This is a genomic window from Pseudomonas tremae (assembly GCF_023278125.1).
GTDB classification, from domain to species: Bacteria; Pseudomonadota; Gammaproteobacteria; order Pseudomonadales; family Pseudomonadaceae; genus Aquipseudomonas; species Aquipseudomonas tremae.
On record NZ_CP066270.1, the window covers coordinates 2,673,506 to 2,686,657 of the forward strand.

At 58.9% G+C, this 13,152-nt stretch carries 10 protein-coding genes, 1 tRNA gene and 2 pseudogenes; 11 read left to right on the top strand and 2 right to left on the bottom strand.

The window, feature by feature from the left end; translation table 11 throughout:
- Genes I9H09_RS12165 through I9H09_RS12175 form a run of 3 tightly spaced genes read left to right on the top strand, consistent with a single transcriptional unit; the run spans position 1 to position 3,558 of the window.
- On the top strand, positions 1-1,584 hold the full coding sequence (locus tag I9H09_RS12165; protein ID WP_005892573.1) for a sugar ABC transporter ATP-binding protein: 1,584 nt from the start codon (positions 1-3) through the stop codon (positions 1,582-1,584).
- Entirely contained in the window at positions 1,571-2,575 is a 1,005-nt protein-coding gene (locus I9H09_RS12170; protein WP_122347759.1) for an ABC transporter permease, read from the top strand. Before I9H09_RS12165 ends, I9H09_RS12170 begins: the two co-directional genes overlap by 14 nt.
- Positions 2,572-3,558, top strand: coding sequence for an ABC transporter permease (locus I9H09_RS12175; RefSeq protein WP_122347760.1), 987 nt, complete (start codon positions 2,572-2,574; stop codon positions 3,556-3,558). Before I9H09_RS12170 ends, I9H09_RS12175 begins: the two co-directional genes overlap by 4 nt.
- A gap of 11 nt (positions 3,559-3,569) precedes the next feature.
- Here I9H09_RS12175 and I9H09_RS12180 read toward each other — a convergent pair whose 3' ends face one another.
- The gene (locus I9H09_RS12180) at positions 3,570-4,808 is read right to left on the bottom strand and encodes an acyl-CoA dehydrogenase family protein (RefSeq protein WP_122347761.1); all 1,239 of its coding nucleotides are present in this window, start codon (positions 4,806-4,808) and stop codon (positions 3,570-3,572) included.
- Between the two features lie 374 nt (positions 4,809-5,182).
- Between I9H09_RS12180 and I9H09_RS12185 the strand changes: the two genes are divergently transcribed.
- The 5 genes from I9H09_RS12185 (at position 5,183) to I9H09_RS12205 (ending at position 10,618) form a co-directional block, all read left to right on the top strand.
- Positions 5,183-6,385, top strand: coding sequence for an SfnB family sulfur acquisition oxidoreductase (locus I9H09_RS12185; RefSeq protein ID WP_122347763.1), 1,203 nt, complete (start codon positions 5,183-5,185; stop codon positions 6,383-6,385).
- A gap of 14 nt (positions 6,386-6,399) precedes the next feature.
- Complete coding sequence (locus I9H09_RS12190) at positions 6,400-6,840, top strand: acyl-CoA dehydrogenase (protein ID WP_122324128.1); 441 nt, start codon at positions 6,400-6,402, stop codon at positions 6,838-6,840.
- A gap of 4 nt (positions 6,841-6,844) precedes the next feature.
- Entirely contained in the window at positions 6,845-8,245 is a 1,401-nt protein-coding gene (locus I9H09_RS12195) for an LLM class flavin-dependent oxidoreductase (protein WP_122324130.1), read from the top strand.
- 365 nt (positions 8,246-8,610) lie between these two features.
- Positions 8,611-10,335 (top strand): tannase/feruloyl esterase family alpha/beta hydrolase, encoded by a 1,725-nt coding sequence (locus I9H09_RS12200; RefSeq protein ID WP_122347764.1) that lies wholly within the window; start codon positions 8,611-8,613, stop codon positions 10,333-10,335.
- 209 nt (positions 10,336-10,544) lie between these two features.
- Positions 10,545-10,618, top strand: a tRNA-Cys gene (locus tag I9H09_RS12205).
- Between the two features lie 99 nt (positions 10,619-10,717).
- Here the strand turns inward: I9H09_RS12205 and I9H09_RS12210 are convergent.
- Positions 10,718-10,864, bottom strand: a pseudogene (locus tag I9H09_RS12210) (integrase); the annotation flags it as partial.
- On the opposite strand from I9H09_RS12210, the pseudogene I9H09_RS12215 reads away from it, so the two are divergent.
- The 3 genes and pseudogenes from I9H09_RS12215 (at position 10,855) to I9H09_RS12225 (ending at position 13,146) form a co-directional block, all read left to right on the top strand.
- Positions 10,855-11,650 (top strand): annotated as a pseudogene (locus I9H09_RS12215) (DNA adenine methylase). The pseudogenes I9H09_RS12210 and I9H09_RS12215 overlap by 10 nt on opposite strands.
- A 45-nt stretch (positions 11,651-11,695) precedes the next feature.
- Positions 11,696-11,905 (top strand): hypothetical protein, encoded by a 210-nt coding sequence (locus I9H09_RS12220; RefSeq protein ID WP_032618818.1) that lies wholly within the window; start codon positions 11,696-11,698, stop codon positions 11,903-11,905.
- Positions 11,902-13,146 (top strand): SGNH/GDSL hydrolase family protein, encoded by a 1,245-nt coding sequence (locus tag I9H09_RS12225; protein WP_122347765.1) that lies wholly within the window; start codon positions 11,902-11,904, stop codon positions 13,144-13,146. Before I9H09_RS12220 ends, I9H09_RS12225 begins: the two co-directional genes overlap by 4 nt.
- Positions 13,147-13,152 lie beyond the last annotated feature (6 nt).

Genomic DNA, 13,152 nt, shown 5'->3' on the forward strand with positions numbered 1-13,152 from the left:
ATGGTTTCAGCGATGGCTCAGCCAGCAGATGTGCCTGCCTTGCACCTGAAGGGCATCAGCAAACGCTTCGGCGCCACCCAGGCGCTGGATGGCGTCAACTTGCGGGTGGAGGCCGGGACGATTCATGGGCTGGTAGGCGAAAACGGCGCAGGCAAATCGACGCTGATCAAAGTGCTGGCCGGTATTCATCGTGCAGATGCGGGGAGCCTGAGCATCCTCGGCCAGCCATTCGAGGCTGTCACACCAGGCCAGGTCGAGTCGATGGGCGTGCATTTCATCCATCAGGAGCGGCTGCTGCCAGGCAGCTTCACGGTCGGAGAAGCATTGTTTTTCGGTCAGGAAGTAAAGCGTGGCCTGTTTGTCGACCGACGCGCTCAGGATCGCGAAGCGGCCAGGCTGCTGGATGACTACTTCGCCATGCGCCTGCCAGCCGGGGCGTTGATACGCGATCTGGACAGTGCCCAGCGGCAGATTTTGCAGATCACCCGGGCACTGCTGGCCAGGCCAAGGGTACTGGTGTTCGACGAACCGAGCGTTTCGCTGGTCAAGCGTGAAGTGGACCGGTTGCTGGCCATCGTGCGGCGCTTGCGCAATGAAGGCCTGACCATTGTGTACATCTCGCATTACCTCCAGGAAATCGAATCGCTGTGTGACCAGGTTACGGTTTTGCGCAACGGTCGCGATGTGGCAGTGGTCGATCCCGCAACCACCAGCACTGCGCAGATTGCCCGGCTGATGGTCAATCGTGAGGTAGGTGAGCAGTACATTCGCGCGAAGGCCGTGCCCGGCGAGAACGTCTTGCAACTTCGCGGTTTGGGGGCAGGGCGTTATTACGATGGCATTGATCTCAGTGTGCGGCGCGGTGAAGTGCTCGGCCTGACAGGACTGGTGGGTTCAGGCGCAAAAGAACTGCTCAAAAGCCTGTTCGGACTGCTCAAGCCTGACCGCGGCGAGTTGCTTTTGAACAATCAGCCCTTGCGCCTGAAGTCGCCTCGTGACGCGGTGCGCAACGGCATCGCGCTGGTCCCCGAAGAGCGCCGGACGCATGGCGTGGCTCCGGCGCTTTCGGTGCTGGAAAACGTGACCTTGGCCAGCCTGGGACGATTCAGCCGCTGGGGGCTGCTCGACACTCATGCTCAGTTTCGGGAAAGCCAGCGTTTGATCGGTGAGCTGGCGATCAAGACCCCCGGCAGCGATGCCGCTGTTCATCTGCTTAGCGGCGGCAACCAGCAAAAGGTCGCCCTGGCCAAGTGGTTGAGTCGACATTCCTCTTTATATCTGCTGGACGAGCCCAGCGTAGGTGTCGATATCGGCGCGAAAGTCGAGATATATCGACTGATAGCGCGGCTGGCCGAGGCCGGTGCGGCGGTAGTTGTGTTGTCGTCGGACCTGCCCGAACTGATCGGTATCACCCAGCGCATTGTGGTCCTGCACCGCGGACGAATTGCAGGCGAATTCGAGTCGCACGCCACTGACAGCGATGAGTTACTGGCCTGTGCCACCAATGCCAGTGAGCGGCCCGCGCCTTTCAAATCAGTGCATTTCGAACCAGTGCTCAAGGAGGCTGACAATGTCGACGCATGAGGTGATCGCCAACCTGGACGTTGATCTTCCGCAACACCTGCTGGTGAGGATGGCGCAGCGCGGATCTGTGCTGGTATTTCTGGCGATTCTGTTGGCATTTGCCGTCAGTGCGCCTAACTTTCTCAGTGCCGGCAACATCAGCAACGTGTTCGCCCAGTCTGCCGTGTTGGGCATTCTGGCCTTGGGCCTGACCTGCGTAGTGATCGGTGGCGGGTCCAACGTCGTCAGCGGTGGGCTCGACCTGTCGCTGGCGGCCAATCTAGGCCTGTGTGCTGCCGTTTACAGCAGCTTGAACAATGCCGGAGTCGAAGCCTGGCAATCGATGTCCCTGACGTTTGGCTGTGGCTTGCTGGTCGGCGCGTTCAATGGCCTGGCAGTGGTGCTGTTGCGCCTGCCGCCGCTGCTGGCGACCCTCGCCAGCATGAACCTGATCGCCGGGCTGGAACTGGTACTCACGCAGAACACCGTGCTGGCCACCGATTCCGTGCTGCTGGACGGCCTGGCGTTGGGTGTCTGGCTGGGCGTGCCTGCGCTCGCATGGGTGCTGCTCGGTGTCGCGGGGTTGTTGTGGCTGCTTATTCAGCACAGCGTGTTCGGCCTGCGTCTGTATGCCATCGGCGAGTACCCGCAAGCAGCAAAAGCTGCAGGCTTAAGCCTGCAACGTTATGTGTTCGCCAGCTACCTGATTGCCGGCGGCTGCGCGGCCATTGCTGCGTTTTGCTCGGCGGCGTATTTCAGCGGCAGTACCACCGGTTCAGGCGACATGCTGCTGTCGGTGGTGGCCATTGCATTCCTCGGGGTGGTGTTCTCGCGTCGCTTGACCGCAAACATCCCCGGCAGCTTGCTGGCTACGCTACTGCTGGGCTTTCTGATCAACGGTTTTCAGTTGCTGAACATTTCCAGCTTCTGGGTCAACGGCGTGCAAGGCGTGTTGATTCTGATGGTGGTGGCGTTTTCCGGTGTGCTTGCCCGACAGGAAGGTGAATCATGAGTGCGTTGACCCTGAACACCCCTTCGGCGGCGGTAAAAGTGTTGCCGCGCCTGTTGCCAGCGGTTCTGCCGCTGCTGGTACTGATCATCCTGCTGTTTTTTGCCGTCAATGCGCCGGGCTTTCTGAGCTGGGGCAACCTGTCGAGTCTGGTTCTGAACAATTTCGTATTGCTGGCCATCGTCGCAATCGGGATGACCTGGGCGGTGGCCGCAGGGGGGATTGATCTGTCGGTAGGTACAGCACTGGATTTTGCCAGCCTCGGTTTTGTGGTGACACTCAACGCCGGTTATGGTCTGGGTGCTTGCGTCGTAGTTGCCTTGCTCGCAGGGGGGGCGGCAGGCGCATTCAATGCGTTGCTGATTGCCGGGCTGCGCATTTCGCCGTTTCTGGCGACGCTGGGCACCTTGTTCATCGGCACCAGCGTGCAGCAACTGCTGTCTGACGGCGGCCAGCCGATCTACATCGCTCAAGGTGTGCTGCCGGGTATCAGCAGTGTGTCGATTCTGGGCGTGCCGTTGCCGTTGGTGGTCATGGCGCTGCTGGTCAGTGTGTACGGCCTGGTGCTCGCTCGCGGGCGTCTGGGCCGCGAAATTCTTGCCGTGGGCACGCAGCCGCAACTGGCTTATTACTCTGGCCTGCCCACCCGGCGTATCGCTGCGTTGGTGTTTATCGGCAGTGCTCTGGCCTGTTCTGTAGCGGGCATTCTGCTCAGTTCCACGGTAAATGCCTACGTGCCGATGTCCGGCAACGCCTACCTGATCAATGCGATAGGTGCCGTGTTTATCGGCACCACCCTTAGTCGTCAGGGACGACCTAACATCGCAGGCACGCTGTTGGGCGTGCTGCTCATCAATGTCATCGCCAATGGGTTGTTACTGATCGGCTGGAACTTCTATTGGCAGCAGGTCGCGACTGGCGCTTTGATCTTCGCGGTACTGGCGTTCAGCTTTGCCAGTCGCCATCTGCTGCGCAATGTCCTTTAGGGCGGGGCGCCTCAAGCGTTGCCGGTGCCGGTGCCGATCTGCCACACAAAAGGCGGCTCGGTGCCGTTGATGCGCCAGTCGCCGACAATGCGCGCCTTGTAGATCAGCGGGTTGTGCGATGCCGCTGTGCGCGCATTGCGCCAGTGGCGATCCAGTGATTTGTCGATACTGACGCCCGAGGCGCCCAATGCGTTGAACAGCTCGGTGGCAGAACGCAGCACCAGTTCCGAGACGATTACTTGCGCCTTGGCGGTCTCGATTTCGGCGGCAATGTTGGCGTCTTTCTCCTGTTGCGGGTCGTTGCCGAAGCGTGCCACATACGCACGCTGCAACGGCTCGGCGGAGCATAACGTTGCGGCCTCGGCGGCGTATACCTGGGCTGCGATCTGACCGACCACCTGCTGCACCTGTGAATCCTGGCTGACGCTGCCCGCATTGCCGTGGCTGAAGATGCGTTTGCGATCGCGCACCTCTTGAGCGATATCGCGTTCGACTGCCCGGCCAATGCCTGCCAGCACTGCCAGCAGCACCAATTGATAAAAGGCCGTCTGATATTTGAAGCGTTCCTCGAACGGAATCACGTGGGCCGCAGGCAACGGCACATTGTCGTACACCGAGGTGCCGCTGCCGGTGGTGCGTTGACCGAACCCGTCCCAGTCATCGCTGTGGCGTACACCCGCATGCCTGGCATCCACCACGGCGATCACATCGACGCCGGTATCAGCACGCTGGGCGTAGACGTCGATCCAGTCGGCGAAGATGCTGCCGGTGCTGTAGAACTTGCTGCCGTTGAGCACGAAACCGTCAGGCCGGGGGCTGACCTTGGTGATTACGTCGCCGATTTTTACCGCGCCTATCTCGGTCCAGCCATTGCCCACTAGATCACCCGCTACAAAACGCGCGAACCAGGTGTCGCGTTCTGCACCTGGCGGCGCATTCAGCCGGTCTTCGACAAAAGCGAAATGCGCCCGTAAAGCTTGCGGGATGTTCGAGTCGGCCTCGGCCAGCTCTATCAAGAGTTGAAACAGCTGGCCGACCGAGGCGCCAGCGCCGCCGTACTCTACGGGTACACGCACGGCACCGAAACCTGCCTTCTTTAGCCAGGCTATCGGTTCATAGGGTAGGGCGCGGGCTTTTTCACGCTCTACGGCGCCAGCGCTGATCTCCCTGAAGATTGGCCGGAAACGATTTGCCAGCTTTTCATAATCGGTGCCCAGCGACAGTGGGTTTGAACGGGTTGATTGCGTCATGAGGTGCTCCTGAGCATGAACTGACCGGCACTCGGCCGGTGAATGGGTCGTTCAGCTCAGTGCACGCTTTATGCCTGAATTTAACTGTATGAATTTTATGAATATTTTATTTTTTGGCAGGCCTACTTGTTGCGCGTGCAACAGCTGCGCAACAGCCTGTCAGCAAACCGCACATTCACTACTGCGCTCTTCAAACCACTGTTCAACCAGCAACAGCGTTCGGGCATTTTGTGCGCTGTGCTGCCTTCAATTATCAGGTTGATCAAGCAAGTTATTGTTTTAAAAGACAAATATTTTAGGCATGAGCTGTGCAATGACCAAGGCTACGTGTGTTAAGCGTTATCAACCGGTCGTCAACGATCAGGAGCCTGTTCATGAGTAGCCCATCGCCAAACCCTCCCAAAGCCCACGTGATTGCCTCGGACGCTGAAGCCATTGAAGTCGCCACAGCACTGGCTGCCCGTTTTGCTGAACACGCTTCACTGCGTGATCGCGAACGTCGTCTGCCGGTTGCGGAGCTGGATGAGTTCTCCGCCAGCGGCCTGTGGGCCATCACCGTTCCGAAAGCCTATGGTGGCGCCGGCGTTTCGTACGTCACGGTGGCGCAAGTGATCAAGATTATTTCTGCTGCCGATTCCTCCCTCGGGCAGATTCCGCAAAACCATCTGGGTGTGCTCGACATTCTGTTGCAGACCGGCACCGAAGAGCAAAAGCGTCATTACTTCGCCAAGGCTCTGGCTGGTTATCGCTTCGGCAATGCGTTCTCTGAGTCGAAAAGCAAGAATGCCGGAGCCTTTCAGACCCGCATTCGGTTCGAGGGTGAGCACGCGTTGCTGGACGGTGAGAAGTTCTACTGCACAGGCGCGCTGTTTGCCCAGATTGTGCCGGTGGTGGGGGTCGATGAGCAGAACAATGCGTTCATTGCCTTTGTCGAGCGTGATAACCCTGGGTTGGCAATCATTGATAACTGGGACGGCTTCGGGCAACGCACCACGGCCAGTGGCGGCGCCGTTCTGAAGGCTGCGCGGGTGCCTGTCAGTGCGGTAATCCCAGCGCATCAAGCGTTTGATCAGCCGACGGCTCATGGCCCTATTTCGCAGATCATCCAGGCTGCGGTAGACACCGGCATCGCTCATGGCGCCTTCGAAGAAACGCTCAGGTACGCGCGTCTGGCGCGGCCCTGGATCGACAGCAAGCAGGAGTTCGGCTGGCAGGACCCGTTCAGTATTGCCGCCATCGGCGACCTGCAATGGCAGTTGCACGGCACCGACGCCATTCTGGCCAAGGCGGGGCAAGCCATCGACCAGGCCCTGGCTGAACCTGACGAAGCCAGCGTCGCGCAAGCGTCGGTGGTGGTTGCACAGGCCAAAGTGCTGTCAGCGCAGATCGCCTTGCTCGCCAGCAGCAAGCTGTTTGAGCTGGCCGGCACTCGGTCGGTCTCGGGCAAGCTCAACCTCGACCGTTACTGGCGCAATGCCCGCACCCACACGCTGCATGATCCAGCCCGCTGGAAGTACCACCTGATCGGCAATCAGGTGCTCAACAACATCCCGCCGCCACGTCATGCCTGGAACTGATAAAGGAACGTCTCATGCCCCATCCTGCCATTACCGCACAACTGGCGGTGGCCACCGAAGATCTGGACCATGCCCGACGCGGGTTTCTGCACACCCTCGATTACTTGCGTGAGCTTAGCGAGCCCTGGGCGCAAGGCGATCCCGGACGAATAGCCGATGACCCGTACGTGATCAGCAAAATCGGCGATCTGCAGATACGCCTGGAAGTTGCCGCAGCGCTGCTTGAGCGCGCCCAGAGCTTTGTCGGTACGCCCGAAGAGCGCCTGATTGCCAGCAGTGAAGCGGTGATTGCCAGTGCCGACGCGCTTCAAGCGGTCGGCAACATCCAGTTCGAACTTAGCGGGCAGCATCTGTCACTGCCCGCTCGGGGCGATCGCGAACCTTTGCGCTGGCACTACCAAGTGATCGGCAATCAACGCCTCAACGGCGCAGTGCCGCCACAGCTTCAGGAGTAAGCGCATGCCTCGTCAAATACGCCTCAATGCCTTCGACATGAATTGTGTCGGCCACCAGTCGCCAGGGCTTTGGGCGCATCCGCGTGACCGCTCGTGGCAGTACAAGGATCTGGAATACTGGACTGACCTGGCGAAAATTCTTGAACGCGGCAAGTTCGACGGCCTGTTCATCGCCGACGTGCTGGGTATCTACGATGTCTATCGTGGTAACGGTGAAGCGGCGATCCGTCAGGCCACGCAGGTGCCGGTCAATGACCCGTTGCAGTTGATTCCGCCCATGGCGCTGGTCACCGAGCACCTGGGGTTCGGGTTGACCGCATCGTTGTCGTTCGAACACCCGTATCCGTTCGCCAGGCGCCTGTCGACGCTGGATCATCTGACCAAGGGGCGGGCAGGCTGGAACATCGTCACGTCCTACCTGGAAAGTGGCGCTAAGAATCTGGGCCAGAAGACTCTGACCGAGCACGATGCGCGTTACGACTATGCCGAGGAGTATCTGCAGGTTTGCTACAAGCTGTGGGAGGGCAGTTGGGAAGACGGTGCAATCCTGCGCGACCGGGAACGGCGAGTGTTCAGCGACCCGAGTAAAATCCACGAGATTCGCCATGTCGGTAAACACTTTCAGGTGCCTGGCATCCACCTCTGCGAACCTTCACCGCAACGCACGCCTGTGCTTTATCAGGCCGGCGCGTCAAGCCGGGGCAAGCAGTTTGCCGCCGAGCATGCCGAGTGTGTTTTCGTGGCAGCGCCTTCCAAAGTGCTGCTGAAAAAGACCGTCGCCGATATTCGCCGTCGTACTGCCGAGGCTGGTCGAGACCCTTCCAGCGTGCTGATATTCAACTTGCAGACCGTGATCCTGGGTGAGACAGACGCCAAAGCGAAAGCCAAATTCGAGGAGTACAAGAGCTGGGTCAGTTATGAAGGGGCCATGGCGTTGATTTCCGGCTGGACCGGCATCGACTTCAGCCAGTTCAGGCCGGATGAGCCCTTGCGGCACGTGCACACCAATGCCATCCAGTCGGCTGTCGAGACCTTCTCCACCGCTGACCCGAACACTGTCTGGACGCCTCGCGCGCTGGCCGATTGGGTGGGTATAGGCGGTTTCGGCCCGTTGTTTGTCGGCAGTCCGGAAACCGTGGCCGATCTGTTGCAGGAGTGGGTTGAAGAGACAGATGTCGATGGCTTCAACCTCGCTTATGCGCTGACCCATGAAACGTTCGTCGATGCGGTCGACCTTCTGGTGCCGGAATTACAGAAGCGCGGGGTTTATAAAACCGAGTACGCCAAAGGCACCTTGCGCGAGAAGTTGTTTGGCGAAGGGCCACGTCTGAAAGCGGGTCATCCGGGAGCTGCGTTTCGCGACCTCGCTGCGCTGAATCGCAACCGCCATGCGGAGACTGCCTGACGCATTTTGATACTCGTTCCCGCGCTCCGCGTGGGAGCGCAGTTCTGGACGTTCCGCGTCCGATTCTCAGTGCTCGGCGCAGCGTGGACACTCACAACTCCAGCGTGTAACCCACTTCATCAAGTTCTCGAGTCTGGTCCTGCCTGCAGCAGGACTGTTCCCGTTGGCTGCGTATTAGTCCACCCACAGACCGTGTCTTGTTTCCAGCGAATCGCTCGGCACTGCTGCAGACGTCTGGAGCAACTCTGATGATTTCTCTACTAGTCTTTGAATTTCTCGGGTACTTAAACGTTTTACCCTTACCGACAGTGCGGTCATTGATGACGCGCGCTGCGGTTTTTGATTCTTCATGAACAGGAGTTCTCATGAAACCAAGCTTACCGAAGTGCGTCTGCGCCCTGATCCTGTTGACCGGTTCGGCCATCTTTCAGGTTCAGGCCAAACCGCTTCCAGCAGGCTCCGCTGACAAGGTTGCCAGGCTGCCGGTGATCAAACCGATCATGGGCTGTTCTGCACTGACTCGCGTGGTACTCGACGATATCGGCGGGCACGGCAGCAGCGTGGTGTCGGCCGGCGAGTCCACCCGTGAGGGCGTCGCCGTCTGTGCGGTAGAAGGCCGGCTGGCGCCGGAGATTGGTTTCAGGCTGGAGTTGCCCATCAACACGTGGGCGCAGCGCTACCTGCAGGTCGGGTGCGGTGGGCTATGCGGCAATATAAGCACAACAGTGCGCGTCGCAGAGGGCTGCAAACCGCTGAGGACAGGAGCGTTTGCGGTGGCGTCAACCGATATGGGTCATCAGGCATCCGATGCGACATTCGGCGATGATCCGCAGAAACGAGCTGATTTCGCCCATCGTGGCGTTCACCTGACAGCGCTGGCCTCCAAAAAACTGATGACTGCTTTCTATGGCCAAAAACCGGAATATGCCTATTTCTCGGGGTGTTCCGATGGCGGGCGCGAAGCTTTGATCGAGGCCCAGCGCTACCCGGACGACTTCAACGGCATTATCGCCGGAGCGCCTGCATTGAACTTTCAGGTCCAGAAAACGCTGTATCACGGCTGGATGGCCCGATCCAATACCGGGCCTGATGGCAAACCGATTCTGTTGGCTGCAAAGTTGCCGCTGCTGCACAGCGCGGTACTGGCCAAGTGTGATGTGCTGGACGGGCAGATCGACGGGCTCGTCTCTGACCCACGTATCTGTGACTTCGACCCGGCGGTGTTGCAGTGCAAGACATCTACGAACACCGGCAACTGCCTCAGCGAGCCGGAAGTGGCTGCGGTCAGACGCTTCTATGGCGGCCCAAGGGATCCTGCCAGTGGCGAGCGGTTGACCCTCGGTGGCCCGCAGCCTGGTTCTGAACTGGCTTGGGCCGGCGTATTCGTGCCAGTCACGGCCGACCAGACTGTCTACAGCCAAAAAGCGGCGAAGGAGGCAATCCGCAATCTTGTGTTCGAGAAAAACCCCGTTTCGGACGTTGATCTGAATACGTTGAGCTTTGACAAAAGTACGTTTGATAAACTGCGCCCGCTGCATTCTCTATATGACGCCACCAACCCGGACCTGTCTCCTTTTGCAAATCAAGGCGGCAAGCTGATCCTTTGGCACGGCTGGGCCGACCCGAATATCTCGCCACTCAATACTCTGGCTTATCATGAGGCCGTCGAGGCAAAGATGGGCAAGACTCGCACCGAGACCTTCGAACGCTTGTACATGTTGCCTGGCGTCTATCACTGTGGCAGCGGGGAAGGGCCGAGCGTGGTCGATCTGCTCACACCGATGATGGCCTGGGTCGAAAGTGGCTATGCACCGGATGCAATCGTCGCCCGGCAGGCCAGGTCTGGCAACACCGCCAAGGGCCGGCCTCGGACGCAACAGCCGCTGCCGACGTTTCTGATCAACGACAACCTCGCAAACCGTGGCCGCACGCGCAAGGTCTTTCCATACCCGTTCATGGCCGAATACGATCACAAAGGCTACTCGAAAAACGCACGCAGCTATCAGCGCGCAGAGCCACTGACCACAGAAAAGACCCCGCAGTGGATAGGCTCAGGCTTCTTTCAGCCGTACACCGCCCGAGATCTCTAGCCACGAAAGTGGGCAGTAAGGATGCCTGTCAGGTGAATTATTTTCTCCTCGTTCTTGACATGGCATCCGAACCAGTAGAGAATTGCGTCCATTCCTGAACGAGGAATTGAAAAAAACCCTTAAGATTCAATGGGTTGGAAGCCAAAGAAATAGTGGTTTCCCATGCAGTTCAAAAGCGTTGATGTTGCAGTAGAGCATTCGACGTATGAGGCCGAGTAGCAAAATGGTTATGCAGCGGATTGCAAATCCGCCTACGCCGGTTCGATTCCGACCTCGGCCTCCACTATTTAAAGCCCCGTAGATTAACGTCTGCGGGGTTTTTTATTGGCTGCTGGAAAGTGAGAGGTTCCGAAACTTTGAGGGGTGGAGTTCCGAAACTTTGTCACTTTGAGGGCTGCGCGACGGCGCCGATCCGGCGGTAAACACGCTTCGTTATCTCCTGTTTGGAGTGGCCCAGCAACAAGCTGGCGTCTGCGATATCGGAGATCTCGGACGCGGCTTTCGGCCTGATATCCTTGAATTGGAATTCCAATTATTCCCTGTATGGGCGGCAAGCGCCGCCTCGCCGACCGGCTTATCCCCCTTTTCCCGCCACATGAATGCTATGTCGAAGTTTTCGCTGGTGGAGCCGCGCTGTACTTCATGCGACCTCAGGCCGCCCCTGTTGAAGTTCTGAACGACATCCACGGCGAGCTGGTTAGCTTGTACCGGGTGGTGCAAAACCATCTCGAAGAATTTGTACGCCAGTTCAAATGGGCGCTTAGCTCCAGGCAAGTGTTCGAATGGCAAAAAACGACCCGCCCTGAAACTCTCACCGATATTCAGCGAGCCGCCCGATTTTTCTATCTCCAGCATCACGCCTTCGCAGGCAAAGTTACTGGCCAGACATTCGGGACCGCGACAACTGGTCCTGCCATAAATCTGCTGAGGATCGAGGAAAACCTGTCCGCCGCTTGGCAGAGGCTTTCTGGCACGTATGTCGAAAACCTTCCTTGGCTGGACTGCGCCGAGCGTTACGACCGTGCCCACACCTTTCACTACATGGAGCCCCCCGTATTGGAAAACCGCTGGCTATGGCGTGGATTTCCCGTTCGAAAACTACGAGCGAATGGCCGACTTCATGCGGAGATGTAAAGGAAAGGTGATGGTGAGCATCAACGATCACCCGGACATCAGGAAGGTTTTCGACGGCTTCCATTTTGAGCAGGTGGATATTCGCTACACCACTTCGAATCAGCGACAAGGCAAGAGCGTGGTCAGTAGAGAGCTCGTAATAATGAATTGGGAGCCGTCTGCGTTTGGGGGCTTTTTCTAAGGCTTCGCGCCTTATTTTTATGTACTTTGGAGGCAAAATGCAGACATCGATCAAACAAGAACCTACGACCGCACTAGGAAAGTCACGCTGGCAGTTAAGGCGAACGGCGGTTCGGTGTCAGTCCAGATCCAGGCTGCTGACAGCTGGATCAACACCGACACGTTTTGGAAAGACGGTGCCTATCAGTTGAGCTTTCCGCCGGCGACGATCCGCATCGTGCCCGCTGCTGGCGTTGCGTTTGAGGTATACGCATGAGCCTTCTGGTAAATCCCGTCCCTCAGCGCCAGCCGATCCGACGCGGCCTGGGCCTGCTCGGCGATAGCTTCTCGGGCAATTGCCACATCATCGCGGCGACCGCGTTCGGCACTGAGGCCTATGGCTATGCCGGCATGATCGCGACGCGCACCGGCCTGTTTCCCAGCTACCTGGACGATCAAGGCAAGCTCGGCGACCACACCGGGCAGTTCCTGGCCAGGCTACCGGCCTGCATTGCCTCGTCTACGGCTGACCTGTGGCTGCTGCTGTCACGCACCAACGACAGCACCACGGCGGGTATGAGCCTCGCCGATACGAAAGCCAACGTGATGAAGATCGTCACCGCGTTCCTGAACACGCCTGACAAGTACCTGATCGTCGGCACTGGTACGCCGCGCTTCGGCAGCCGTGCTCTGACCGGGCAGGCCCTGACCGATGCGATCGCCTACAAAGACTGGGTGCTGAATTACGTCAGCCAGTTCGTACCTGTGGTGAACATTTGGGACGGCTTCACCGAGGCCATGACCGTGGAAGGCCTGCACCCGAACATCCTCGGTGCCGATTTCATCAGTTCGCGAGTGGTGCCGATCATCACCGCCAACTTCGAATTTCCTGGCATCCCGCTACCAACGGACGCTGGCGACATTTACTCGGCCATTCGCCCGTTCGGCTGCCTGAATGCCAATCCTCTGCTGGCTGGCACTGGCGGGACGCTACCGGCTGCCGTGAATGCCGTGGCTGGTTCGGTGCTGGCGGACGGCTACAAAGCCGTGGGCTCTGCCCTGACCGGGATCACCACGCGCTGGTTCAAGGAGCCTGCTGCTTATGGCGAAGCGCAGTGCGTCGAGCTAGGCGGCAACATGGCGGCGGCGGGCGGCTACATCTACGTGCAGCCAACTGTGAACGTCACCAATACCAACCTGGCCGCCGGTGACGTTATCGAAATGGTGTCGGCGGTGGAGATCGCGGGGGAGTCGCGTGGGATACTCGCGTGGGAAGCTGAGTTGACCATCACCAAGTCGGTCGGCGGTGCCTCGACCACCTTTTACTTCCGCTCGATGGACAAGTACCAAGAGCCGTTCACCATGCCGGCAAGCTTCTCCGGGCAGCTGGAGACGCAGCGCGGTACGGTTGATCTGACTGAAACGGTGATCACCTCACGGATGGGGCTGTACCTGGCCGCTGGCATTGCGCAGAACTCGATGGCCAAGGTCGCACAGTTCGGGATTCGTAAAATCTAAAGAATG

What these genes read in the sequence shown, in the direction of transcription:
- I9H09_RS12165 (WP_005892573.1), top strand. Translation starts at nt 1, where the DNA reads ATGGTTTCAGCGATGGCTCAGCCAGCAGATGTGCCTGCCTTGCACCTG.
- I9H09_RS12170 (WP_122347759.1), top strand. Translation starts at nt 1,571, where the DNA reads ATGTCGACGCATGAGGTGATCGCCAACCTGGACGTTGATCTTCCGCAA.
- I9H09_RS12175 (WP_122347760.1), top strand. Translation starts at nt 2,572, where the DNA reads ATGAGTGCGTTGACCCTGAACACCCCTTCGGCGGCGGTAAAAGTGTTG.
- I9H09_RS12180 (WP_122347761.1), bottom strand. Translation starts at nt 4,808, where the DNA reads ATGACGCAATCAACCCGTTCAAACCCACTGTCGCTGGGCACCGATTAT.
- I9H09_RS12185 (WP_122347763.1), top strand. Translation starts at nt 5,183, where the DNA reads ATGAGTAGCCCATCGCCAAACCCTCCCAAAGCCCACGTGATTGCCTCG.
- I9H09_RS12190 (WP_122324128.1), top strand. Translation starts at nt 6,400, where the DNA reads ATGCCCCATCCTGCCATTACCGCACAACTGGCGGTGGCCACCGAAGAT.
- I9H09_RS12195 (WP_122324130.1), top strand. Translation starts at nt 6,845, where the DNA reads ATGCCTCGTCAAATACGCCTCAATGCCTTCGACATGAATTGTGTCGGC.
- I9H09_RS12200 (WP_122347764.1), top strand. Translation starts at nt 8,611, where the DNA reads ATGAAACCAAGCTTACCGAAGTGCGTCTGCGCCCTGATCCTGTTGACC.
- I9H09_RS12225 (WP_122347765.1), top strand. Translation starts at nt 11,902, where the DNA reads ATGAGCCTTCTGGTAAATCCCGTCCCTCAGCGCCAGCCGATCCGACGC.